We start from the raw sequence: 17,315 nt of genomic DNA on the forward strand, positions 1-17,315 counted from the left end.
TTTTTTCTTTCCTCTCCGTTACGTGTAAATAATCAGTTCAACTAATATAGAGAATTTTAGAGACCGAAGCTTGGGATACATACCCAGGTTTCGGTTTTTTGCGTTCAAGCATAAGATCCTCCAGCATAGGAAAAGCTTGTTATAGTACTATGCGAAGTGAAGTAAAGGAAGGTGATACATACATGATGGAAGAAACATGGGTTGTTGCCGTACGGTCGATTATCGCCTTTATAACCTTGATCATCTATACAAGGGTACTGGGCAAACAACAGATGGGTAACTTGACGTATTTTGATTACATTAACGGGATCACCATCGGTTCCATCGCAGGAACATTTGCGACGGAGTTATCCTCTAAAGCATGGATTCATTTTGTCGCCTTGACCATTTTCACAGTCATTACAATCATATTTCAGTTCATAACGATGAAAAATCGAACTCTCTCCAAATTGATGGATTCCGATCCTACCCTGGTGATTCAGGAAGGCAAAATTCTGGAACAAAACCTGCATAAAATGCGTGTGAAATTCGACGAACTGACCGTCATGCTTCGCCAAAAGGATGTATTTGATATCACTACAATCAACTATGCAATCATGGAACCCGATGGAAGTCTCTCTGTGGTGTTAAAACCGGAGAATCAGCCTCTTACAGCTAAAGATATGCATATGCATCCGCCGAAAAGCAAGCTGATGACCGAACTGATCATTGATGGTGTTCTGATCAAACAGAACCTGTATGAGAGACATAAGGACATCCAGTGGCTTACCGAACAGTTAAAAAAGAAAAAAATAACGATTCAGGATATTGCATTTGCTGCCATTTTACCCAATGACAAATTGTACATTGATCTCTTCGATGATCGTTTTAACGAGAAAGTGGATATGGGTGACTATGAAGGACCATTCTAAATGTTCACATTGCGGGAGGTGGTTGAATGAAAACACGTTTCTGGTTGCTATATGTACTTCCGATCTTTTTGATCTTGTTATTCGTAGCGATCATGGCTGGCGGAACATATCTCAAAAAACCATTTGGTACCCAAGATCGATTGCTCGAATCAGTGCAGAAGCTGGAAAAGCACGTTGAGAGCAAACAGTGGACGGCAGCCAAGTCCCAGGTTGAGTATGCAATGAAGGCCTGGGATCAAATCGTCAACCGAATTCAATACAGTGTGGAACGTGAGATGATCTATGATATACTCGGTGTCCTAGCACGGATCAAAGGCGGCATTGCAGCAGAGGATGATCAGGCGATCATGGAAGAAATCTATTACTTTTACGTCTTATGGGACGAATTGGGGAAATAAAGTAAAAAGCACCTCCTTTGTCGAAAAAGGAAGTGCTTTCTGGTGTTACTATACAACGTTAAGCTCTTCGTAATCCCCGAGACCGTGACGATCGCGAAGTGCTTTCTTTGCGGAAAAAGAGACCGAGTGCTCTGTTCGCACACCACAGTGCAAACAAAGCGAACAACGTGCCCCAGAACAGCGCGGGAAGGAACGTCTGCTGAGCGAGATTCGCTGCATCCCCTGCCCGTGAAGGCTGAGTCCAAGACATTAATCCAACGTATACGGCACTAACGACCGACTCTTCCAGCGTAAGAAACGCCAGTAACAGATAATAGAACTTCACGATCTTGGCACCAAAAATCATAATGACAACGTTCAGTACAATGAACCCGGTCAGCCATAACATGCCAAACTCCCCTCTTACATATAACAGGAGTGACACCAGAGCGACAGCCGTCATAATACCGAGTCCCCACATGTGCAAGCCTTTGCGGTATAAGTAGAACAACAGCCAGGCGAACAGTGATGCACTGATATATCCCGCAAGAGAAACCATGATCGATCTGCCTGGCGTCAGCATGGAAGAGTAAGTTACACCACTATGATCAGCGTACAATTCAATGCGCAGCACTTTACCGGACAATACCAGTGTCATTAGTGCATGACCGAATTCGTGAATCATCGTATCCAGGTTACGGAACAAGGACGAAAATGGGATGAATCGTGTAAGAAAGACGGAGCCTAGTAGAAAAAGTATCGTTTTGACCCACTTATTCAATCGTGTATACCTCCTTTACCTTCAAGTAAACAATCAAGTAAACAAGCCTATCCTTTATACTACGCTTTTTTCGCTCGATTCGTTTCGGCTTCCAAACTGTCGGGCACAGTGCTCCATCCACCAGCAGAAGCTCCGATTGTGTCCAATGAAAAAAGAAGATAGATCATAGCGGCCCTTTTCAGTCTCTAGCGTAACGAGCAGTCGATTCCGCATCTGACGGAGAGCATAGTGCACGAATTGATCCGCAACTTCACTTTGTATCAGGGTAACATAAGCATAGAGGGAATGATCGACAGGTTCATCCAGCGGACTCACCCCTGCACATGAAAATTCCGTCTTTACTCCCGCATTCTGAAGTACAGACAATGCGTTCACAAGCTCGGCATCCACTTCAACGCCATTCCATATCTCCGTTTTCTTCGCGGATACTGTATGTTTGTCACGCTCCGTCCAATTCATCAGCTCCAGCTTGCGCCGTCTCCACAGATGGGTGGGCTGTTCACTTAACAGCACTTCATGTTCCTCATTTGAATTCATCTACTGCTTCCTCCTGTTTCTTCTCAATCCGGTCACCTTAAACGAAGCAGAGAGCACATCACTGTGCTCTCTGCTTCGCAAAAAGGCAAAGGAATGGCACTCCATTCCTCAGCATGTTGTATTATTGTACCCTTTTCGGTGACAGGCATCAAATTGATCTTTTATTATTCGTTCAGCGCCAGTTTCAGTGCCTCCAGATTCTGTTTCATCACGCTAATGTAGTCCATTCCCGCCGCAATTTCTTCCTCGGTGAGTCCCTCAATCGGGTTCAATACAGCCGTCTTGGCCCCCACTTCACTTGCAATCGTCTCAGACACTTTGGATGAAACCAATGTTTCGAAGAAAATCGTCTTCACCTGATGCTCTTTCGCAAAATCAATAACGGATGCCATCTGCGCTGCTGAAGGTTCCTGCTCAGGGGATAGCCCGGCAATAGGTACCTGCTGCAGATCATATTCTTTAGCCAGATAACCAAATGCAGCGTGTTGGGTGATGAAATCCTTGCGTTTGCTATCCGTCACAGCGGTCTTGAAGTCCTGATCCAGTGACTCCAGTTGAGCAATGTAAGCATCTGCATTCTGCTTGAACTGTTCAGCGTGTTCTGGAGCAGCCTGCGCTAATCCTGCTTCAATATTGCGTACTTCTTTGACAGCCAGTGCAGGCGACAGCCATACGTGGGGATCGAGTCCACCGTGATCGTGATCATGTCCTTCTTCTGCCTCGGCATCATGATCGTGGTCGTGTTCTTCTGTAGTCGCTTCATTCGCATGGTCATGATCGTGCTCATGTTCTGTTGCCTCTGAATCTTCATGATGGTGATCATGCTCTCCACCCTCAAGCAGGTTGATGCCCTTGCTTGCTTCCACCTGAATGAGCGAAGCGTTACTTAGACTTCCGGTGACCTGATCCATCCATGATTCCATACCCGCACCGTTGTATACAAGCACATCCGCTTTTTCAATGCTGGCAATATCTTGCGGTGTGGGCTCCCAATCATGAGGCTCCATTCCTGCTGGAACGAGGGTATGTACATCCGCTAGGTCACCTGCTACATTTTTAGTGAATTCGTACATGGGATAGAAACTAACCTGCACGTTTAATTTTGCTGCTTCATTCTCTGTGGAGACCGTATTAGCAGCACCCGTAGAACTTGTATTTGCATCAGAAGCGGATTTTTGTCCGCAGCCTGCGACGATAAGTGTGAGACTGAACAACAATCCAAGCGTTGCTTTTTTACTGAATTTCATGTGATGTATTCCTCCTAGAATGGTTGACCAGAATGACGTGCTGTGATTTCGTTTCTTTACGGTGACGCTTGCGGTTATATCGTGCAATCAGCTTTTGCGCTGATACTCCAGTCAATAGGAAGACCAACAGGATGAGTGCAATTGTTCCTCCCGGTGGTGTATTCAGATGATAAGATGTTGTGAGTCCGCTAAAAATACCGATTAAACCTGTAATTACCGCGACAATGATGGCTGCTGTAAAACTGCGAGACACTCTTAGTGCCAAGGCAGCGGGCAATACGATGAGAGCAGACACCAGTAGCACACCGACGATCGGCATGGCTGATGCTACAGTCATTCCTGTCAGAATGGCAAATGCAAACGATAATCCTTTCACTTGAACGCCTCCAATGGAAGCTGTCTCTTCATCAAACGTAAAGCTATAGAGCGGTCTTCGGAGAATGATGAAAAAAAGCAATCCCGTGACACATACCCCTGCCATCATCCACAACTGCATATCGCTAACCGCGACAATAGATCCAAATAAGTATGAGCTGAATGTTTTGGACAGATTGGTTTTGAGACTCATCAATACCACTGCAAGAGCCAGCCCCGAAGTCATGATGATCGCCACAGGTACCTCGCTGTAGGTTCGGTAACTTCGCCGGAGTTGTTCAACCAGTAATGCACCGATAATGGCAATGGCGAATCCGCAGATTACCGGGTTAAGATTCATGACCGAACCGAGCGCCACCCCTGCGAGTGAGACATGGGATAACGTGTCTGCCATAAGGACCTGCCGCCTGAGCATCAGATAGACACCCAGAATCGGAGCTATGACCCCAATCAGTCCACCTGCCCAGAAGGCACGTTGCATGAATTCGTACTCAAACACTGCCATTCCTCACTTTCTTGCCGCTCCAGAGTAATCGTTCGATCCAATCGATTCCCCATCTCTTCCAGCCCATGAGTAACCATAATAATGGTTAACCCATGAACATCAGCATAGTGGCGCATCAGATTGTAAAATCCTTCACGGCTGTGGCTGTCCATTCCCGTTGTTGGCTCATCCAGTACCAGAACCTGCGGTTGCCCAGCCATAGCTCTGGCAATACAGATCCGCTGTTTCTGTCCACCGGACAGCTCACCAACACGTGTATTCCGATATTCCCACATGCCGACCTCACGCAAACTGCGTTCAACGATGGCATCCTGTTCCGATGTAAATCTTCGGAATAGTCCCAGTCTGGTATAACATCCGGATCGGACCAGTTCGTTCACCGTGCTGGGAAATCCACTATTAAACGATGCCACCTGCTGGGGCACATAACCGATATTGGACTTGTTCCCACGTTTCAACTGCGGATTCATATGTATCGTGCCGCTCCAGGGCTTCAATAGCCCCAGCAGCAGCTTTAACAGGGTTGTTTTGGCAGAACCATTGGGGCCAGTAATGCCTATGAACTCTCCCAAATGGATATCCAGCGACAGTTGATCAATGACCGGCTCTTTGCCATATCCAAATACAACATCACGCATGGAGGATAGTATCATGCCTTTCCCTCTTTTCGTAAATATTACGATTTAAAAACAACAAAAAAATTTATCTGGTTTCCCGGTGGATCGTCATTTTCTTCAAACGAGGGGAGTACTTCTTCATCTCCAGACGCTCTGGATGGTTACGCTTGTTCTTGGTTGTTGTGTAGTTGCGGTCCCCGCACTCGGTGCAGGCTAAGGTTACAATGACTCTCATGGTTGTTGCCTCCTCTTATTTAATCGTAATAATTACTATTTAATGATATTAGACTATGGATTTTCTTTTGTCAACTCCACGCCGGAAAAGGGTCTTTCAGTTCACGCCAGTTCATTAACATCTCTTCCTCCGTAAGAAGAGTCTCATCCAATGTACGTTCAATCTCTGCCCGGTCCATGTCAATGCCGATGAATACTAATTTAGTTACCCGGTCACCCCACTCATCCTCCCAGTCCGGTATGCTTGGCAGCGTGTCGCCAAAATGAAGTTGCCTTTCCTCTTCACTCATCGCACCTACCCATATTCCTGCTGGCGCAAGCTGCTTCGATGTGCCTGCATGACTGAAAGAGATTGCCATATGGTTTCTTGTCGCCAGCCACATCAGACCTTTGGATCGCACGATGTTATCTGGCCATTTCGCAATCCAACGCAGTAAGCGTTCTGGGTGGAATGGACGTTTACGATGATAGACAAATGAATGAATTCCATATTCTTCAGTCTCCGGGGTATGTTCCTCTTTCATTAATTCGCGGATCCAACCCGCGGACTGGCTTGCTTTTTCAAAATCAAAACGTCCCGTATTCAATATCTCTCTCGGATCAATCTGCCCATGTGTCGTGCGAATCAACTTAGCTTCCGGTTGCATGGCATGTAGTGCCTTCTCAAGCTTCGAAAGTTCTTCCTCCGACACCAAATCACATTTGTTCAGAATCAGCACATCACAGAATTCCACCTGATCCGTCAGCAGATGAACGATTCCACGAACATCGTCCTCCCCCGCTTCCTGTCCACGATCCTTCAGTGTTTCTTTGGAATAAAAATCACGCCAGAACTGGGCAGCATCGACTACCGTAACCATCGTGTCGAGTCGAGTGAATTTCGTCAAATCAATGCCGAGTTCCTCGTCGATATACGTAAACGTCTGCGCAACAGGTACCGGCTCACCAATCCCAGTGGATTCAATCAATATGTAGTCAAAAGAACCATCCAAAGCCAGCCGCTCGACTTCTTTCAGCAGATCCTCCCGCAATGTGCAGCAGATGCAACCATTGGACATCTCTACAAGCTTCTCATCAATGCGCGATAACCCTCCACCATCTCGTATTAAACCTGCATCAATATTAACCTCACTGAGATCATTGACGATGACAGCAACCCGCATCCCCTCGCGGTTATGAAGCACATGATTGAGAAGTGTCGTCTTGCCTGCACCCAAATATCCACTCAGTACTGTTACTGGAACCCGCTGTTGAACCTGTTGATCTGACATTTCTGCTTCCTCCATTCTGCTTAAGTTGGATTGACTAATCTTCTTTATGAGTATGAGAGAGAAAAAATAGGCTCCCTTCCTTTAATCGTAATAATTACTATTAATGACGATCAATCCGAACTATACCGCAGTTTTCTTTGGGTTGTCAACTCTAATATGATGAAGAATCTTGATTAATCGTAAAAATGTTGATTAGAACATAGGAATGATGTATGTTGCTGCATGTACAAGCATATATTTTAGCAAAGTCCTAGTTGTGGAGGTCTGTTTCATGAAAATGGCAGCCAATTTGAAGCTCCTGTCCTTCCTGATCCCTTGTGCATTTCTTGTTCCCGTGTTGATCACAATGGCTCCAGACCTGAAGGAAGCATGGAACAGTGAAGCTTTGCAAAATATGAAAACCATATTCATAGGTATTTTCCTTGAAGCCGCACCTTTTCTGCTCATGGGTGTGTTATTGTCCTCGCTCATGCAGTGGTTCGTATCCGAAGAAATGGTCCGCAGACTTACACCCAAGAATCCGATCGGCGGTGTACTTGTCGCAGGGCTGCTCGGTATTATTTTTCCCATCTGTGAGTGTGGCATGATCCCGGTAGTAAGACGGTTAATGCACAAAGGCATGCCTGCCTATATCGCAGTGACGTTCATCTTGAGTGGTCCCGTAGTCAATCCCATCGTATTTACCGCAACCTTGCTCGCCTTTCCCTCCCATCCTGAGATTACCATTGCCCGAATGGGACTGGCCTTTGCTGTAGCAGCTTCCATAGGCATGCTTGTGTATGTGTTCGTTCGTCGAAATCCCCTTCGGATACCAAAAGTCGTAGTGCCAGAGGTTAAGACACATCCTGGTTTTAAAATGGCGCAACCTCGCGCGCACGCAAATGTACATGATCATAACCATGTAAAAAACTGGCGTAGCTTCTTCATTCACGCCGGAGATGAATTTGTCGATATGAGCAAATATCTGGTGATCGGTGCCCTGATTACAGCCTGCATCCAGACATTCATTAGCCGCAGCGATCTGATCTCACTTGGCAATGGTCCTGTCGCCTCCTATGTGTTTATGATGGGATTTGCTTATGTATTGTCTCTCTGCTCCACTTCAGATGCTTTTGTGGCTTCTGCGTTCTCACATACGTTTGCATTGGGGCCGCTGGTATCCTTCCTTGTGCTTGGCCCAATGCTGGATTTCAAAAGCACCCTGATGCTGCTCTCGACCTTCCGTACCCGGTTTGTTATTGGTCTAAGTCTAGCAATTATTACGCTCGTTTTTGCCGGCTCGTGGTTGATTAACCTACTGGTATAACGGTTGAGCAACATACTTCATGACCTAAATGGTTAATCCCATGAACTTTCATCCTGACGATTAATAGAAATGAGGTGATGTTATGAACCACACTATCTATACGATGACCAACCCTCCTGTTCCAAGGTCACACGTCATCCAATGGCATAACTTGATCCGTGCGGTCTGGATAGGAGGTCTTGCGCTATACATTATTCACTTGAATTCAAGTGACTCGCTTCATTATTATTTGGCGCCTATCATGCAAAAACTGCTGTTATGCTGCCCTGTTCCCTTATCTTTTATTGCCGTTATCATGGCATGGCATGGACTGTTCGGCAGAAACGAGGTTCATTGCGACTGTGAACATCCACCGCCCTCGGGGTTCCTTCGTAGCTCAATGGTATATGGTCTGATTGCCATCCCTTTGTTGCTGGGGTTTCTGTTACCTGATCGGGCGCTCGGCAGCTCCATGGCCAGTCAGAAAGGCATGTCTCTCACCTATGCCCCTCCCGAGATTCGTCGAAAAGAGCCTTTACCTGATCCGGCAACGCAATTGAATGTACAAGATCACACACAAAAACCAACGACCGTTCAGCCTGCATCGGCTACCAAAGTACAATTCATTCCCCCAGACGAGTATAGCCGTGAATTCGCTGAACTGGCGGAGAAGTTGTATGCAGAACAGGTCATCCGAGTCTATCCCGAGATCTTCTCTGAAACCCTCGGCACGATCGATATGTTCCAGCGACAATTTGCAGGCAAAGATATCTCCTTAACCGGGTTCGTTTATCGGGACAAAAGTATGGATCATGAATCACATTTTGCGCTGGGACGATTTCTGGTCATGTGCTGCCCTGCTGATGCGGCTCCCTTTGGCGTGATGATTCACATCCCAGAAGCGGATAGCTTCCCTACAGACAGTTGGGTGCAAATCGATGGCAGCATCGGGTCTGCACAGGTGAGCGGTAAGGATACGATTGAGATTCGGGCAACAAAGGTGACACCTGTAGCCGAGCCATCCACGCCTTACATTTATACCAATGCGGACTCGGTGATGGCGTATGAGAAAATAAAGAGCCCGTAGTTGCTCGTAGTAACAACTTGCACCTCAACGACAAAAAGCCCCAAAGCGATGGATTACATCGCTTCGGGGCTTTCATGTTAAGTCAGACATGAGATTACATCGCGTCTGCTCTGATTCTATTATTCCGTTACGATATCATGAACCAATACAGGAGCATCGGCATGATCCGCAATTGTAATGTTTTCTTTGATCTTCGCGATGACATCTGCTACGTCTTCACGATTGGCATGGATCGTTACGAGGGACTCACCCGCTTTGACTGGGTCACCGACTTTTTTGTTCAACATCAGACCAACCGCGAGATCGATCTCGGACTCTTTTGTTGCACGGCCTGCGCCGAGCAGCATTGCTGCAGTTCCGATTTCGTCAGCGACGATTCCGGCAACATAGCCGTCTTTGTCTGCTGGGACTTCAACCAGATATTGTGCTTGTGGCAAACGATCTGGATGATCTACAACCGAAGCGTCTCCGCCTTGGTTTGCCAGGAAATCTTTGAATTTCTCCAGTGCTTTACCGTTCTGGATCACTTCTTTCAATTTCTCCTCAGCGTGCTCCAAGGAATCTGCCTTGCCAGCAAGGAATACCATCTGACGTCCAAGTGCCAGACACAGTTCTTCCAGATCTTTTGGACCTTTACCTTGCAGGGTGAGGATTGCTTCTTTCACTTCAAGCGCGTTACCAATCGCCAGACCCAGTGGTTGGGACATATCGGAGATAACAGCCATCGTTTTACGTCCAACATTGTTACCGATGCTTACCATAGCATGCGCCAGTTCTTTAGCATCTTCCGTTGTTTTCATGAATGCACCAGCACCCGTTTTAACATCCAATACGATCGCATCTGCACCTGCTGCAATTTTCTTGCTCATGATGGAGCTGGCGATCAGTGGAATGGAGTTAACGGTAGCTGTTACGTCACGCAGTGCATAGAGCTTTTTATCTGCAGGCGTAAGGTTACCACTTTGTCCAATAACTGCAACCTTGTGTTCGTTTACGAGGCGAATGAACTCTTCTTTTTCAAGCTCTACGTGGAAACCAGCAACGGATTCCAACTTGTCTGTTGTACCACCCGTGTGACCAAGTCCACGTCCGGACATTTTGGCAACAGGAACATCCAGCGCAGCAACAAGCGGAGCAAGTACCAGTGTTGTTGTATCGCCCACTCCTCCTGTGGAGTGCTTGTCTACTTTGATGCCTTCGATAGCTGACAGGTCGATCGTTTCACCGGAATTCACCATTGACATCGTCAGATCCGCGCGTTCCTTGTCTGTCATATCTTTGAAAAATACTGCCATCGCCCATGCGCTGACTTGATAGTCCGGGATCTCTCCTTGTGTGTATCCTTGAACCACAAAATCAATCTCAGCTGTTGTCAGTTCTTTTCCGTCGCGTTTCTTGGCAATAATGTCTACCATTCTCATGATGATCTCTCCTTGTGTGTGTATTGATTGTATAGAACACTTTGTTGTTTGTCCGTTCCGGCTCCGGATCGTTCCTTCGATCGCTGTTGTCTCCAAGTTTTTTTGATTCCATTTTGCCAATGGAGAAAACTCGGAGACAAAGGCGAACGCTAACGCTTCTTCAGAATCGATTCCGGTTCCTTCACTCCGTGCTTAAAACAAAAGTTTCGATCCACATCAATTGATTATGAATATAATATGCAACAAAATCTTGTTGTCATCCTACAAAACACTTTGTGCAGCAACCGTTACGGCTCCGAATCGTTCCTTAGATCGCTGTTGTCTCCAAGTTTTTTTGATTCCATTTGCAATGGAGAAAACTCGGAGACAAAGGCGAACGCTAACGCTTCTTCAGAATCGATTCCGGTTCCTTCACTCCATGCTTAAAACAAAAGTTTCGATCCACATCAATTGATTATGAATATAACAATTACAGTGTGATTGCGGTGTCCAGGGCAACTACCATCATGTCGTTGAACGTTTTTTGACGTTCTTCGGCAGATGTTTCTTCGCCTGTCAGCAAGTGGTCACTTACCGTCAGGATGGTCAGTGCGTTAACACCAAACTTGGCAGCAATAGTGTACAGTGCTGTTGTTTCCATCTCTACGCCGAGTACGCCGTGTTTCATCAACTTCTCGGTGATGGAACGGTCATCGCGGTAGAAAGAATCGGAGCTGAATACGTTACCGACGTGAATCTTCATACCTTTAGCTGTTGCACGGTCATATGCTTCTTTCAGCAGGGAGAAGGTAGCGATTGGTGAGAAGTCATATCCACCGAATACGTGTTTGTTCATGCTGGAATCTGTACATGCTGCTTGTGCAAGGATGACGTCACGTACACGTACATGCTCCTGCATACCGCCACAAGTACCCACACGAATCAGGTTTTTCACGCCATATTCGCTGATCAATTCGTTAGCATAGATTGCAAAGGACGGAATTCCCATCCCTGAACCTTGCACCGAAATCCGGTGTCCTTGATATGTACCTGTGTAACCGAGCATTCCACGAACTTCGTTGTAACATACAACATCTTCGAGGTACGTATCTGCAATATATTTCGCGCGCAAAGGGTCTCCTGGCAAAAGGATCGTTTCTGCGATATCTCCGGGTTTTGCTCCAATATGTGTACTCATGAATGAATCTCCTCCAGTTATACAATTAGTCTATTATGATGGCAGGACCGGAGCAGCTTAAGCTACTCCGACCTCCCCTATCCAGTTTTTGAAAAACTTATTTCAAATCCTTCAGGAAGCTGGTACCATATTCCGGCATTTTCACTCCAAAGTTCTCAGCTACGGTTGCGCCAAGGTCAGCAAATGTGCTGCGCAGATCAAGCTTTTTGCCCTCGCTGAAGCGCGGTGAGTAGGCAAGAAGTGGTACATATTCACGTGTATGGTCTGTACCGCGGTATGTTGGATCGTTACCATGGTCAGCAGTGATCAGCAGCAGGTCATCATTAGTCATTTTGGCAAAAATCTCTGGCAGCCGTGCATCATAGTCTTCAAGTGCCTGAGCATAACCTTGTGGATCACGACGGTGACCGTACAGGGCATCAAAATCAACCAGGTTCAGGAAGCTGAGTCCAGTGAACTCTTCATCCATCGTTTCAGACAACTTGTCCATGCCATCCATGTTAGAGACGGTACGAACAGCCTTGGTTACACCTTCGCCATCATAGATATCTGCGATTTTACCCAAAGCAATCACATCAAATCCGCTATCTTGCAGTTCATTCATAACAGTACGACCAAAAGGCTTAAGCGCATAGTCATGACGATTCGCAGTACGTTTCCAGTTACCCGCTTCTCCTACAAATGGACGTGCAATAATGCGGCCCAGCATGTACGGATCTTCAAGTGTAATCTCACGGCAGAACTCACAGATCTCATACAGTTCTTTCAGTGGAACAACGTCCTCATGTGCTGCAATTTGCAGAACCGAATCCGCGGATGTGTACACGATGAGCGCGCCAGTTTCAACATGCTCTGCACCCAGCTCATCCAGAATTTCCGTGCCACTGGCCGGTTTGTTACCGATCACCTTGCGGCCCGTTTTCTCTTCAATGCGCTGAATCAACTCATCGGGAAAACCATTCTCGAACACACGGAAAGGTGTATCAATGTAAAGACCCATCAGCTCCCAGTGACCTGTCATTGTGTCTTTGCCTCTGGATGCTTCCTGCATCTTGGTGTAGTACGCTTTAGGTGCATCCGCTACAGGGACACCCTCGATTTCTTTGATGTTGGACAGTCCAAGACTGGCCATGTGAGGCATTTTCAGACCTCCGCGTTCACGTGCAATGTGACCGAAGGTATCTACATCAAAATCATCAAATTCTGCTGCATCCGGCGCTTCGCCGATTCCTACAGAATCCATAACGACCAGATGTACTCTTTTGAATGTTGACATAACTTAAGCACTCCTTCCAAATAATCCAGCTTACAAGAACAGTCCAGTAATGATCGCTGACAGCACGCTGACAAGCGATGCACCGTAAAGCAGCTTCAGACCGAAGCGGGCGACCACATTACCTTGCTTCTCATGGAGTCCCTTCACCGCACCAGCAATGATACCGATAGAGGAGAAGTTGGCGAACGACACGAGGAAGACAGATACGATACCCGTTGTTCTGGCAGACATTGCAGTCTCCTTCAAATTAAGCATAGCTACGAATTCGTTGGATACCATTTTGGTTGCCATAATACTTCCTGCCTGAATCGCTTCTTTCCATGGAACACCCATGATGAAGGCAAATGGTGCAAACACATAACCAAGTAGCTCCTGGAACGAAATGCCAAGCACTGCGCTGAAAATTCCGTTAACAAGTGCAATCAAGGCAACAAAACCGATTAACATCGCAGCTACGATGATAGCAACTTTGAATCCATCCAGAATGTACTCGCCAAGCATTTCGAAGAACGATTGTTTCTCTTCATCCTGCACTTCCAATATATCTTCTTCTTCCGTCACCCGATAAGGGTTAACGATCGAAGCAATGATAAATCCGCCAAACAGGTTCAGTACAAGAGCTGTAACCACATATTTCGGCTCGATCATGGTCATATAAGCACCAACAATCGACATCGATACCGTGGACATCGCCGAAGCACACAAGGTGTACAGCCGATGTTTTGGCAACAACCCAATTTGTTTTTTCACAGAAATGAACACTTCAGATTGCCCCAATACAGCCGAAGCAACCGCGTTATATGATTCCAGTCTGCCCATTCCGTTGATTTTGCTTAATACCAGACCAATATATTTTATAACAAAAGGTAAGATTCGGATATACTGCAGTATCCCAATGAGTGCAGAGATGACAACGATTGGCATCAATACGCTGAGGAAAAATGGTGTCCCCCCGCTTTCGGCACCTACGGTAGTCAAACCCCCAAATACAAATGCGATACCTTCATTCGCATAGTCGAGTAAACTTTTAAATACGGTCGCGAAACCGCCAATTAAAAAAGTACCCACTCCTGTATTCAACAGAGCATAAGCTAGTATAACTTGCAAAACAATCATGATAGCCAGCGGCCGGTAACGAATCTGCTTTTTGCCGTTGCTTGCGATATAAGCCAGTCCAAAAACAACGAGTAAGCCGATAATGGCAATTAGAAATTTCATTTGATTTCTCCTTTGAAGGTAGTTAAGCCGGATGTGAAAATTCAGCTCAAAGGGCTCTTAAGCATTCTTATCAGTAATCTTTCAGAAAACTTATGAAGCGCTTACAATTAGTTCCGTTATTTAAAATATAAGTGTAAGTTGTATTCCCTGTACCTGAGTCGAACGCCCAAGTACAGAGAATATAACATTACTTTTATTTATTAAGCTTTTTTCTTGATAAGATGCTTTTGCTTAATAAGAAGATGTAGACTGACCACCCTGCATAATCTTCACGCCAGAGCTTGCACCGATCCGAGTCGCACCCGCTTCGATCATTTTCTGCATATCTTCCAGGCTACGTACGCCACCGGAAGCTTTAACGCCAACATCAGGACCTACCGTACGACGCATCAAAGCGATATCTTCTGGCGTTGCTCCACCTGTGGAGAAACCTGTAGAAGTTTTAACAAAATCAGTTCCAGCTCTCACAGCTGCCTGACAAGCACGTACTTTCTCTTCATCCGTCAACAGACAAGTTTCAATAATAACTTTCACCAAAGCTTTACCCGCAGCCGCTTCAACAACAGCACGAATATCTTGTTCAACGAAATCATCTTTGCCATCTTTCAAAGCACTGATGTTGATGACCATATCGACTTCAGTTGCACCTTTAGCAATCGCATCTTTCGTTTCGAAAGCTTTTGTCTCCGATGTAGATGCCCCCAGAGGGAAACCAATAACGGTGCAGATATCTACGCCAGAACCCTGCAACTGCTCAGCTGCATAAGCAACCCAACCTGGGTTAACACATACGGAAGCAAACTGATATTGCTTTGCTTCTTCGGTTAACTTGGCCATTTCACTTTGTGTTGCCTCCGCACGAAGCAACGTATGGTCGATCATTTTAGCTAATTGTGGTGTAGTCAATTGAATCTCTCCCTTATCTGAACTAGTTATTTTCTATACCCTTACACTAACATGAACATATGTAAAAATCAACTTGAACTTTTGTTCACAGTTACACTTACATTTCTTCTTCGTTATATTTTCTTCCTAAAAAAGCAAAACATCCGCCCTTTTTGCGTGGCAGATGTTGTCATCCGTATCCATTTGAAATTAAAATCGAATTAAAATCGAAGTAATGCCTGCGCTGTGTACTGATCCGTAACCAGAATATTTGCGTAATGACCTTTGAGCGCGGCGTGAATGGCTTCAATTTTGCGTTGTCCCCCGGCAACAAGGATTGATTTTTCCTTATTTCTCAACTCTGCTAGATCAATTCCAACGGTTCTGCTGTTAATCTCTTCACTGATCAACTGACCTTCCGCGTCGAAAAAGCGTGAACATATGTCACCTGCACCGGAGTTCATCAGCAATTGTTGCTCTTCTTCATTGAAGTAACCGAGCCTGAACAGTAATGCATCTTCCTTCACAGTACCCACGGTAAACAAAGCAATGTTGGCCTGCCTGCCAAGTTCCACGATTCTGCCGATATGTCGATCCGCTTCCACCATGTTTTTCACTTCAATGTTGTCGAAAATAACAGGCAGTGGCAAATACCTTGGTACCGTATGGAATGCCTCAGCGAACAAATGAACAATCTCAGCGGCATACGTATTGACATGGGAGTGGCTTACGCCCCCCTTTAATTGCACGACTTCGACACCTTTCACCTGTTTGGGACGAAGTTGGCGTGCTACTGCATGCATGGTTGTTCCCCAGGTCACCCCGATAATATCTGCATCCTGAACCGTCTCCTGAAGGTAGTCTGCTGCTCTTTTGCTGATATGCTTCTGTATTTCCTCATCACTCTTCAACGGGGCAAAACACACAAGTGCCGTATCCAGATCATATTTCGACTTGAGTTCTCCGGCAATGATATCGATATCCTCCAGCGGGTCCATAATTTCAATCCGGACGTATCCACGATCTTTGGCGTACTGAAGTAATCTTGACACCGTTGGACGCGACACGCCCAACCTTGCGGCAATATCCTGCTGGCTATAATCGGACTGATAATACAATTTCGCTGCTTCAATGCTTAATCGTTGTTTCTCCAGGTCCATTCCCATGTGCGCTCATCTCACTCATCCTATTGTCTTTGGAAAATAAATACTCGTCCTGTATATTATACATGGATTGAGTATCTGGTCACCATATAGTATCCAATTCAGTATCATGATCGATCCATTCATATCCCTTTCTGACGTATAAAACGGGGGAAACGATGCATACTACTGCGGTCGCTTCATCGTTGCCAAGATTGCTTCACCCCATTAATCGCACAGAGAGGAAGAACTACATGTCTACCTTATTGTATATTACTGCCCATCCTCATGATCATGAAACCTCCTTCAGCATGGCTACAGGCAAAGCATTTATTGATGCATATCGTGAAAGTCACCCGTCTGATGAGGTTGTTCACCTCGATCTGTATCGTTCGGATATCCCCCATATCGATGCGGATGTCTTTAGTGGTTGGGGCAAACTGCAATCGGGTAGTGATCTGACTGCCGAAGAGCAGACGAAAGTAAGTCGTTTGAATGAACTGTCGGATCAATTTGCCTCAGCAGATAAATATGTTTTTGTAACCCCGATGTGGAACTTCTCGTTCCCTCCTATTCTAAAGGCTTATGTGGACTCGATCTGCGTAGCTGGCAAAACATTTCGTTATACCGAACAAGGTCCTGTTGGACTGTTGTCTGACAAAAAAGCGTTGCATATTCAAGCGCGCGGCGGCATTTATTCCGAAGGCCCAGCGGCTCAGATGGAATCCGGTCATCGTTACTTAAGCATTATCATGTCATTCCTCGGTGTGCCGAAGCTTGATGGCATTTTTGTTGAGGGGCATAATCAATATAAAGATCGTGCAGATGAGATCAAGCAACAAGCTATCGAGCAAGCACGCACTTTCGCAAAACAGTTTTAAGAGAGGTAGTTCAAAAAAGTCCTATTTTTGAACATACACTTTAAGGTAGCATAACAAACAAAGCAAAAAACAAAACCCGCGTGCCACC

At 45.9% G+C, this 17,315-nt stretch carries 18 protein-coding genes; 5 read left to right on the forward strand and 13 right to left on the reverse strand.

Features of this window, described 5'->3' with window-relative positions; all coding sequences use genetic code 11:
• Positions 1 to 182 precede the first annotated feature (182 nt).
• Entirely contained in the window at positions 183 to 911 is a 729-nt protein-coding gene (locus AC6CIF_RS15955; protein ID WP_498200393.1) for a DUF421 domain-containing protein, read from the forward strand.
• 26 nt (positions 912 to 937) lie between these two features.
• Positions 938 to 1,309, forward strand: a complete 372-nt coding sequence (locus tag AC6CIF_RS15960) for a DUF4363 family protein (protein ID WP_076215394.1) — start codon at positions 938 to 940, stop codon at positions 1,307 to 1,309.
• Between the two features lie 58 nt (positions 1,310 to 1,367).
• Here AC6CIF_RS15960 and AC6CIF_RS15965 read toward each other — a convergent pair whose 3' ends face one another.
• The 7 genes from AC6CIF_RS15965 to AC6CIF_RS15995 form a co-directional block, all read right to left on the reverse strand.
• A complete protein-coding gene (locus tag AC6CIF_RS15965; RefSeq protein WP_498200394.1) occupies positions 1,368 to 2,069 on the reverse strand; it encodes a M50 family metallopeptidase in 702 nt (233 codons plus the stop codon).
• A 54-nt stretch (positions 2,070 to 2,123) separates the two neighbouring features.
• Positions 2,124 to 2,606: a hypothetical protein gene (locus tag AC6CIF_RS15970; RefSeq protein WP_498200395.1), complete on the reverse strand. Its 483-nt coding sequence runs from the start codon at positions 2,604 to 2,606 to the stop codon at positions 2,124 to 2,126.
• Between the two features lie 164 nt (positions 2,607 to 2,770).
• Positions 2,771 to 3,853, reverse strand: coding sequence for a metal ABC transporter substrate-binding protein (locus tag AC6CIF_RS15975; protein ID WP_498200397.1), 1,083 nt, complete (start codon positions 3,851 to 3,853; stop codon positions 2,771 to 2,773).
• Positions 3,840 to 4,733: a metal ABC transporter permease gene (locus AC6CIF_RS15980; protein ID WP_498200399.1), complete on the reverse strand. Its 894-nt coding sequence runs from the start codon at positions 4,731 to 4,733 to the stop codon at positions 3,840 to 3,842. The genes AC6CIF_RS15975 and AC6CIF_RS15980 overlap by 14 nt, the downstream gene beginning before the upstream one ends.
• Positions 4,679 to 5,386, reverse strand: a complete 708-nt coding sequence (locus AC6CIF_RS15985; protein ID WP_498200400.1) for a metal ABC transporter ATP-binding protein — start codon at positions 5,384 to 5,386, stop codon at positions 4,679 to 4,681. The genes AC6CIF_RS15980 and AC6CIF_RS15985 overlap by 55 nt, the downstream gene beginning before the upstream one ends.
• Positions 5,387 to 5,435: 49 nt before the next feature.
• Entirely contained in the window at positions 5,436 to 5,585 is a 150-nt protein-coding gene (gene rpmG / locus AC6CIF_RS15990; RefSeq protein WP_036613813.1) for a 50S ribosomal protein L33, read from the reverse strand.
• A gap of 70 nt (positions 5,586 to 5,655) precedes the next feature.
• Complete coding sequence (locus AC6CIF_RS15995; protein WP_498200402.1) at positions 5,656 to 6,855, reverse strand: GTP-binding protein; 1,200 nt, start codon at positions 6,853 to 6,855, stop codon at positions 5,656 to 5,658.
• 271 nt (positions 6,856 to 7,126) lie between these two features.
• Here AC6CIF_RS15995 and AC6CIF_RS16000 point away from each other — a divergent pair, with 271 nt between their 5' ends.
• Both AC6CIF_RS16000 and AC6CIF_RS16005 read left to right on the forward strand, forming a co-directional pair.
• On the forward strand, positions 7,127 to 8,161 hold the full coding sequence (locus AC6CIF_RS16000) for a permease (protein WP_498200403.1): 1,035 nt from the start codon (positions 7,127 to 7,129) through the stop codon (positions 8,159 to 8,161).
• 82 nt (positions 8,162 to 8,243) lie between these two features.
• Positions 8,244 to 9,227: a TIGR03943 family putative permease subunit gene (locus AC6CIF_RS16005; RefSeq protein ID WP_498200404.1), complete on the forward strand. Its 984-nt coding sequence runs from the start codon at positions 8,244 to 8,246 to the stop codon at positions 9,225 to 9,227.
• Between the two features lie 119 nt (positions 9,228 to 9,346).
• Here AC6CIF_RS16005 and AC6CIF_RS16010 read toward each other — a convergent pair whose 3' ends face one another.
• From AC6CIF_RS16010 to deoR, 6 genes are all read right to left on the reverse strand, one after another.
• On the reverse strand, positions 9,347 to 10,648 hold the full coding sequence (locus tag AC6CIF_RS16010; protein ID WP_036613808.1) for a pyrimidine-nucleoside phosphorylase: 1,302 nt from the start codon (positions 10,646 to 10,648) through the stop codon (positions 9,347 to 9,349).
• A 469-nt stretch (positions 10,649 to 11,117) separates the two neighbouring features.
• Positions 11,118 to 11,825 (reverse strand): purine-nucleoside phosphorylase, encoded by a 708-nt coding sequence (deoD, locus tag AC6CIF_RS16015; protein ID WP_091019465.1) that lies wholly within the window; start codon positions 11,823 to 11,825, stop codon positions 11,118 to 11,120.
• A gap of 97 nt (positions 11,826 to 11,922) precedes the next feature.
• A complete protein-coding gene (gene deoB, locus AC6CIF_RS16020; protein ID WP_076215417.1) occupies positions 11,923 to 13,101 on the reverse strand; it encodes a phosphopentomutase in 1,179 nt (392 codons plus the stop codon).
• A 30-nt stretch (positions 13,102 to 13,131) separates the two neighbouring features.
• Entirely contained in the window at positions 13,132 to 14,319 is a 1,188-nt protein-coding gene (locus AC6CIF_RS16025; RefSeq protein ID WP_076215419.1) for a NupC/NupG family nucleoside CNT transporter, read from the reverse strand.
• 231 nt (positions 14,320 to 14,550) lie between these two features.
• Positions 14,551 to 15,201: a deoxyribose-phosphate aldolase gene (deoC, locus tag AC6CIF_RS16030; protein ID WP_498200571.1), complete on the reverse strand. Its 651-nt coding sequence runs from the start codon at positions 15,199 to 15,201 to the stop codon at positions 14,551 to 14,553.
• A gap of 224 nt (positions 15,202 to 15,425) precedes the next feature.
• Complete coding sequence (gene deoR, locus AC6CIF_RS16035) at positions 15,426 to 16,364, reverse strand: DNA-binding transcriptional repressor DeoR (protein ID WP_062836066.1); 939 nt, start codon at positions 16,362 to 16,364, stop codon at positions 15,426 to 15,428.
• 236 nt (positions 16,365 to 16,600) lie between these two features.
• On the opposite strand from deoR, the gene AC6CIF_RS16040 reads away from it, so the two are divergent.
• Entirely contained in the window at positions 16,601 to 17,227 is a 627-nt protein-coding gene (locus AC6CIF_RS16040) for an FMN-dependent NADH-azoreductase (RefSeq protein WP_036613802.1), read from the forward strand.
• Positions 17,228 to 17,315: the final 88 nt, after the last annotated feature.

The sequence above is a fragment of the Paenibacillus sp. GQ49 genome, assembly GCF_059759055.1.

What these genes read in the sequence shown, in the direction of transcription:
- AC6CIF_RS15955 (WP_498200393.1), top strand. Translation starts at nt 183, where the DNA reads ATGATGGAAGAAACATGGGTTGTTGCCGTACGGTCGATTATCGCCTTT.
- AC6CIF_RS15960 (WP_076215394.1), top strand. Translation starts at nt 938, where the DNA reads ATGAAAACACGTTTCTGGTTGCTATATGTACTTCCGATCTTTTTGATC.
- AC6CIF_RS15970 (WP_498200395.1), bottom strand. Translation starts at nt 2,606, where the DNA reads ATGAATTCAAATGAGGAACATGAAGTGCTGTTAAGTGAACAGCCCACC.
- AC6CIF_RS15975 (WP_498200397.1), bottom strand. Translation starts at nt 3,853, where the DNA reads ATGAAATTCAGTAAAAAAGCAACGCTTGGATTGTTGTTCAGTCTCACA.
- AC6CIF_RS15980 (WP_498200399.1), bottom strand. Translation starts at nt 4,733, where the DNA reads ATGGCAGTGTTTGAGTACGAATTCATGCAACGTGCCTTCTGGGCAGGT.
- AC6CIF_RS15985 (WP_498200400.1), bottom strand. Translation starts at nt 5,386, where the DNA reads ATGATACTATCCTCCATGCGTGATGTTGTATTTGGATATGGCAAAGAG.
- rpmG (WP_036613813.1), bottom strand. Translation starts at nt 5,585, where the DNA reads ATGAGAGTCATTGTAACCTTAGCCTGCACCGAGTGCGGGGACCGCAAC.
- AC6CIF_RS15995 (WP_498200402.1), bottom strand. Translation starts at nt 6,855, where the DNA reads ATGTCAGATCAACAGGTTCAACAGCGGGTTCCAGTAACAGTACTGAGT.
- AC6CIF_RS16000 (WP_498200403.1), top strand. Translation starts at nt 7,127, where the DNA reads ATGAAAATGGCAGCCAATTTGAAGCTCCTGTCCTTCCTGATCCCTTGT.
- AC6CIF_RS16005 (WP_498200404.1), top strand. Translation starts at nt 8,244, where the DNA reads ATGAACCACACTATCTATACGATGACCAACCCTCCTGTTCCAAGGTCA.
- AC6CIF_RS16010 (WP_036613808.1), bottom strand. Translation starts at nt 10,648, where the DNA reads ATGAGAATGGTAGACATTATTGCCAAGAAACGCGACGGAAAAGAACTG.
- deoD (WP_091019465.1), bottom strand. Translation starts at nt 11,825, where the DNA reads ATGAGTACACATATTGGAGCAAAACCCGGAGATATCGCAGAAACGATC.
- deoB (WP_076215417.1), bottom strand. Translation starts at nt 13,101, where the DNA reads ATGTCAACATTCAAAAGAGTACATCTGGTCGTTATGGATTCTGTAGGA.
- AC6CIF_RS16025 (WP_076215419.1), bottom strand. Translation starts at nt 14,319, where the DNA reads ATGAAATTTCTAATTGCCATTATCGGCTTACTCGTTGTTTTTGGACTG.
- deoC (WP_498200571.1), bottom strand. Translation starts at nt 15,201, where the DNA reads ATGATCGACCATACGTTGCTTCGTGCGGAGGCAACACAAAGTGAAATG.
- deoR (WP_062836066.1), bottom strand. Translation starts at nt 16,364, where the DNA reads ATGGACCTGGAGAAACAACGATTAAGCATTGAAGCAGCGAAATTGTAT.
- AC6CIF_RS16040 (WP_036613802.1), top strand. Translation starts at nt 16,601, where the DNA reads ATGTCTACCTTATTGTATATTACTGCCCATCCTCATGATCATGAAACC.